Origin of the sequence: Methanobrevibacter sp. 87.7 (assembly GCF_002208625.1) — an archaeon.
Lineage (GTDB): Archaea > Methanobacteriota > Methanobacteria > Methanobacteriales > Methanobacteriaceae > Methanarmilla.
Window position 1 is genome coordinate 21658 of the sequence record NZ_MRCT01000002.1, and the last position, 6742, is coordinate 28399.

General features: G+C 26.7%; 2 protein-coding genes. Both read left to right on the forward strand.

Going from position 1 to position 6742, the window contains the following annotated elements:
• Positions 1-35 precede the first annotated feature (35 nt).
• Positions 36-1697 carry a thermosome subunit alpha gene (thsA, locus tag BGI41_RS00245; protein WP_369829820.1) on the forward strand — a complete coding sequence of 554 codons (1662 nt, stop codon included), beginning with the start codon at positions 36-38 and terminating at the stop codon, positions 1695-1697.
• 581 nt (positions 1698-2278) lie between these two features.
• A complete protein-coding gene (locus tag BGI41_RS00250; RefSeq protein WP_158211952.1) occupies positions 2279-6436 on the forward strand; it encodes a pseudomurein-binding repeat-containing protein in 4158 nt (1385 codons plus the stop codon).
• Positions 6437-6742: the final 306 nt, after the last annotated feature.

Sequence of the window (6742 nt, forward strand, 5' to 3'; positions counted from 1 at the left end):
CTTATATATTTATTAAGAAAATTAATGGTGATATGATGGCAAATAATACAAACAGACCAATCTATATCTTACCTCAAGGTACTCAAAGATTTAAAGGTAAAGATGCATTTCATTTAAACGTTTATGCTTCAAAAATATTAGCAGGTATTGTAAGAACTACTCTTGGACCTAAAGGTCAAGATAAAATGTTAGTAAATAATAAGTTAGGGGATGTTATTGTAACAAATGATGGTGTTACAATATTAGAAGAAATGGAAATTGCACATCCTGCAGCTAGAATGCTTGTTGATATTGCTAGAAATCAAGAAAGTGTAGTTGGAGATGGAACTACTACTGCAGTTATTATTGCTGGTGAATTACTTTCAGAAGCTGAAAAATTAGTTGATGGTGGAACTCCTGCACCTATTGTTTTAAAAGGTTATCAAGCTGCTTTAGATGAAACTTTAAAAATTTTAGATGATATTGCAATTGATGCAAATGATAAAGAAACTCTTAAAAAAGTTGCTATGACTGCAATGACTGGTAAAGGATCAGATTATGCTAAAGAATCTCTTGCAGATATTGTTGTTGAAGCTTGTACTCGTGTTGTAGAAGATGGAAAAGTAATTAACAAACATATTAACACTCAAAGAGTTAATGGTGGTTCTGTTTCAGATTCTGAAGTTGTTGATGGTATTCTTATTGATAACTCTCCTGTAAGTAAAAATATGGCTACTGATATTAAAGATGCTAAAATTGCTCTTTTAAAATATCCTCTTGAAGTTAGAGATTTAACAATGAATTCAAAAATTGATTTATCTTCACCTTCTGCAATGAATGCATTTTTAGATAATGAACAACAAATTTTAAAAGATTTAGTTCAAAATATTGTTGATGCTGGTGCAAATGTTTTAATGTGTCAAAAAGGTATTGATGATATGGCTGTACAATATCTTAAAGATGCAGGTATTACTGCATTTAAACGTGTTAAAAACACTGATATGGAAAGATTAGCACATGCAACTGGTGGAAAAATCATTCTTGATATTGAAGATTTAAAACCTGAAGATTTAGGTACTGTTGGTCATATGTACACTAAAAAAATATTTGATCAAAAATTAACTTTCCTTAAAGATACTAAAGAACCTAAAGCTTGTTCTATTGTTTTAAGAGGTTCTACTAAATATGTTACTGGAGAAATTGCACGTGCACTTGATGATGCAATTGGTGTAGTTTCTGCTACTATTGAAGATGGAAAAGTAGTTATTGGTGGTGGAGCTCCAGAAATCGAAATTTCTAGAAGACTCCGTGCCTTTAGTCAAAAATATAGTGGAAAAGAACAATTAGCAATTCGTTCATTTGCTAAAGCTTTAGAAGTTGTTCCTAGAACTTTAGCTGAAAATGCTGGTCTTGATGTTGTTAGTATAATTTCTAAACTTATTAGTGCTCATGAAAATTCAAACACTATGGGTATTGATGTATTTAAAGGTGAAATTATTGATATGTCTGATGAAGTAGTTGAACCTTTAAGAGTTAAAAAAGAAGCTATTAGTTCTGCAACTGAAGCTGCTTCTATGATTATCCGTATTGATGATGTAGTTGCTGCTGCAGGTGCTCTTAATTCAACTGGTAGTGCAGATGATGGTCTTGACCACAGTGGAATTCCTCATGATGCTAATGGTGTAATGCCAGGTATGGGCGAAATGCCACCAATGTAAAATTTTTAATTTTTAATTTTTTTAAATTAAATTATTTTTAAAAATTTTATTTTTTTTATAAACTTTTTTTAATTTTTTTATAAATTTAGTTTTTAAGTCTTATTTAAAGGCTTTAAATTATTTTATACATTTTTTTATATTTTTCTTAAATTAAATAAAATATGTTCTATTTCTCTTTTATCGTTTTATTTTTCTTGTTTTTTCTATTTTAAGAATTTATTTTTTTTATTTTTTATTTTTTATATCAATTTATTTTTTATTTTAATTTCAAGGTTAAAAGATTAATGTATTCTATTTTTTTAGAATTTTTTAACTTAAATTTTAAAACTCTTAGTTTTTTGTTTTTTATATTGTTTATACCTATTTTTTTAGTTATTTTATCTTATTTTAATATTATTTGGTTATTTTTATTCAATACTATTGATTTAATGCTTTATTTCTTAAACATAACCTTTATATACAATTTAAGTTATAAATTATTTTGTACTAAAAATATTTTTAAAAATCAGTGTTTTTTAATATCACTTTTTTTTAATTATATTTTTTTTAAGAATTTTTATGGACAAATCAGGAGGCGAAAAATGTCGAAGAAATTTAGATATTTTAGCTTATTAATGGTGCTTATTGTTTTTTTAAGCATTGGTGCTATTTGTGCAACTGATGTGGATAATAATGATTCAGTTGTATTATCAAATTCTTCGGTTAATTCAATTCAAACTGTAACAAATGATACGGTAACAAATTCCGTAAATACATATAATTCTACAAATGCTATGTTAAATAGTAATGAAGGTAGTTCTTCAAGTTCTATCGTAAGTAGTGATAATTATTCAAGTTCTATTATAGATAATGAGAATAGTAGTTCTTTAAATAGTTTAGATGCTAATGATTCAAGTTCTACAATTTCTAATAATAGTATCTCTGGTGTTTCAAATTCTGTATCTGATAATATTACAGTATTGAATAATACCAAGAATAATGAAGTTTCTTCTTTAAATAAGTTAACTGCAATGTCAGGATTAAATTCTGCAATTGTAAATAATACTACAGTTTTTAATAATAATACTTTTGGAGTATTTTTATTTGGAAGTAATATGAACAGTGTTGATTTATCTAAACTTTATGCAAATCACGTTGGTAATATATTCTTAAATTATTATGCTGTAGAAACTTATGGTATTGATGCTGTAGAATCATTTATTAAAAAAGCTAGACTTTATAATATTAATGTTTATATATGGATGCAATGCTTTTATGATGGTGGTTTTATAAATCCAGCAACTTCTGGCCAATCTTATTGGACTCAAAAAATAAATGAGGCTAAATCTTATGCTGAACTTCAAGGTGTAGCAGGTATTACTTTAGATTATTTAAGATTCCCTGGAACTGCATATAAATATGCAAATGGAACTAAATCTATTACATTGTTTACTCAAATGTTAACTGCTGCAGTTAAAGAGATTAACTCAAATATGAAAGTTGCTGCAATTATTATGCCAGAAACTTCTTCTAATGCTTATTATTATGGTCAAGATTCTGATCAATTAGGAAATATTGTAGATATAATCATGCCTATGGTTTATAAAGGTAATTATCAAGAAGATGATGCATGGATTAAGTCTACAACTAATTACTTTAAAAGCCATTCTGGTAATGCAGATGTTTGGACTGTTCTTCAATCATATGATTCAGATTCCAATATTGTTAAATTAAGTAGTAGTGTATTATCTACTGATTCACAATATGCTTTAGATGGTGGAGCTGATGGAGTTGCTTATTTCAGATATCTTTACTTTAATGTCTTTAATATGACTTCATTAAATGGTGGTATTAGCTCTATGAATGGTTCAAGTAGCTCTACAAATAATTCAAGTAGTTCTAAAAGTTTTACTATTGATCAAATTGTAAGTGCTGCTAAAACTGTTAAAGCTTATTATGCTACTAATGGTAAATTACCTAGTACTGTTACTATTGGTTCTGTTAAGGTTAGTTTAGCTCAATTCTTATATTATGAGTCTAAAGCTATCTCACAATTAAATTCTGGTAATACTGCAGATATTGCTATTGTTAAATCTTTAAGTGAACCTTCATCTCCAAACTCTGGAGATTCTGTTAATGGTAATTTATATAAAGCAGGTTATGTTGATTCTGCTACTAGGACTTATAAGTTTATTTTAAATTATAATCAAGGTCCTAATTATTCAACTACTACTATTGGTAGAGTTTCTTATAATAGGTTGATTGAAGCTTTTAGTGTTGTTCTTGATTACTATGGAACAAATAAACAGTTACCAAGTTTTATCAATGTCAAATATAATTCTAGAACAACTACATCTTCAAGTACTAGTGCTCCTACAAGTTTTACTGTTAATCAAATTGTTAGTGCAGCTAAAACTGTAAAAGCATATTATATTAATAATGGTAAATTACCTAGCTCTGTTACTATTGGTTCTGTTAAGGTTAGTTTAGCTCAATTTTTATATTATGAATCTAGAGCTATTAGTCAGTTAAATGATGGTAATACTGCTAATATTGCTATTGTTAAATCTTTAAGTGAACCTTCTAGTCCTAATTTAGGTGATTCAATTAATAGTAATTTAACCAAAGCAGGTTATGTTGATTCTGCTACTAGGACTTATAAGTTTATTTTAAATTATAATCAAGGTCCTAATTATTCAACTACAACTGTTGGAAGAGTTTCATATAATAAATTAATAGAAACTTTTGCAGATGTTCTTATATCTTATGAAAGTAATAATAAATTACCAACTAGTGTAGTAGTAAATACTAATGAAGTCGTTGGAAATTATACTTACTTTACTGTACTATCTAATGGTGTAGATGGTACATATTTTGAAGGTAATAATTTCAGTCTTGTCTTAAAAGATGCTTTAGGTAATGGTGTTAATAATAAAAATGTTGTTGTTAATTTAAACAACCGTGTTTACAATTTAGTAACTGATAACAATGGTATTGTTTACCTTGTTATTCCAGTATTAAATAATGGAAATTATAATGTTTCATATTCATATACTGATTCAAATAGTAAATTATCCTCAAATGGATCTACTACTATTAAAGTTATTAAAAATATAACCACTATTAAAGGAAACGACTTAAATACTACTAGTAAATCTGGTGCTAAATTTAATGTTACTTTAAAAGATGCATTTGGTAATCCTATTAGTAATCAAAATATTCAATTTAGATTAAATAATAGTACTATTATTTATAATGCAACTACTAACTCAAATGGTGTTGCAAGTTTAGCTATTAATTTAATTGCTGGAGATTATACTATAACTTACACTTTTGTATCTAATAATCAATATCCTGGAGTTACTGGTACTTCTAAAATACATGTTGTTAATGTAATACCTACTAGTTTAAGTATTGATCAAATTGTTAGTGCTGCTAAAGTTGTTAAAGAGTATTATGCTACTAATGGTGAACTTCCTAGTACTGTTACTATTGGTTCTGTTAAGGTTAGTTTAGCTCAATTCTTATATTATGAATCTAGAGCTATTAGCCAATTAAACTCTGGTAATACAAATAGTATTACAATTGTTGATTCTTTAGATGAACCTTCTTCTCCTAATTTAGGAGATGCAATTAACGGTAATTTAAATAAAGCAGATTATGTTGATTCTGCTACTAGGACTTATAAATTCATATTAAATTATGAACAAGGTCCTAATTATTCAACTACTACTATTGGAAGAGTTTCTTATAATGCATTAATAAATGCTTTTAGTGTAATTCTTGATTATTATGGTGTAAATAAAAAATTACCAGCTAATATAAGTATTAAAGGTAATATTACAACTATTGTTAATGAAAATACTGGAAATACTAATAGTTCAAATTCTAACTATTTAACTATTGATCAAATTGTTAGTGCTGCTAAAGTTGTTAAAGAGTATTATGCTGCTAATGGTGAACTTCCTAGTACTGTTACTATTGGTTCTGTTAAGATTAGTTTAGCTCAATTCTTATATTATGAATCTAGAGCTATTAGTCAATTAAATTCAGGTAATACTTCTAATATTGCTATTATTGGTTCATTAGATGAACCATCTTCTCCAAATACTGGAGATGCAATTAGTGATAACTTAAATTTAGCAGATTATGTTGATTCTGCTACTAGGACTTATAAATTCATATTAAATTATGAACAAGGTCCTAATTATTCAACTACTGCTCTTGGAAAAGTTTCATATAATGCTTTAATTGAAGCATTTAGTAGAGTTCTTGCATTTTATGGAAATAATGATCAGTTACCAAATTATGTTGTAATTGATACCGATGATGATAGTGGAAGTAATGCAGATACTTCATCTATTGCTGCTCTTGCTAAAAGTTTAACTGCAGGTCTTAGTTCCCAATATGATATGGCTGTTACTATGTTTAATTGGGTAAGGGATAATGTTGTTTATGATTATTATTACAATTCTCAACAAGGTGCAGCTTTAACTTTAACTAGAAGAAGTGGTAATTGTTGTGATCAATCTAACCTTTATGTTGCTATGTGTCGTGCTGTTGGTGTAACTATTCGTTATGTCCATGGTTACTGTCAATTTACTGATGGTTGGTATGGTCACGTTTGGACTGAAGTATATGTAAATGGTAAATGGTATTCTGCAGATTGTATTTCTACAAGAAACACTTTTGGTGTAATTAATAATTGGAATACAAATACTGTAACTATATATAATAGATATACTAATTTACCGTTCTAACTAAATAAGTTAATATTGAAAATAAGTAATTTAAGAGGATTTTTTCCTCTTAATTTTTTTTATTTTTATTTTTTATTCTTATCTATTTTTTAAATTTAGTTTTTTCTTTGTTGTCTATTTTTTAAATTTAATTTTTTTGTTTTTATCTATTTTTATTGTTTTTTCTTCTTGTTTTATCCATTTTATATTTAATTTATTTGTCATTTACATAAAGTATTAATTTTTTCTTATTTTTTCTTATTATTTGTATTTTGTCTAATATATTACTTTTTTTTATATTTTTTATTTATCTAATTATTTTAATAT

Excerpts from the sequence above, each read along its gene's own strand:
- thsA (WP_369829820.1), top strand. The coding sequence starts at position 36 with ATGGCAAATAATACAAACAGACCAATCTATATCTTACCTCAAGGTACT.
- BGI41_RS00250 (WP_158211952.1), top strand. The coding sequence starts at position 2,279 with ATGTCGAAGAAATTTAGATATTTTAGCTTATTAATGGTGCTTATTGTT.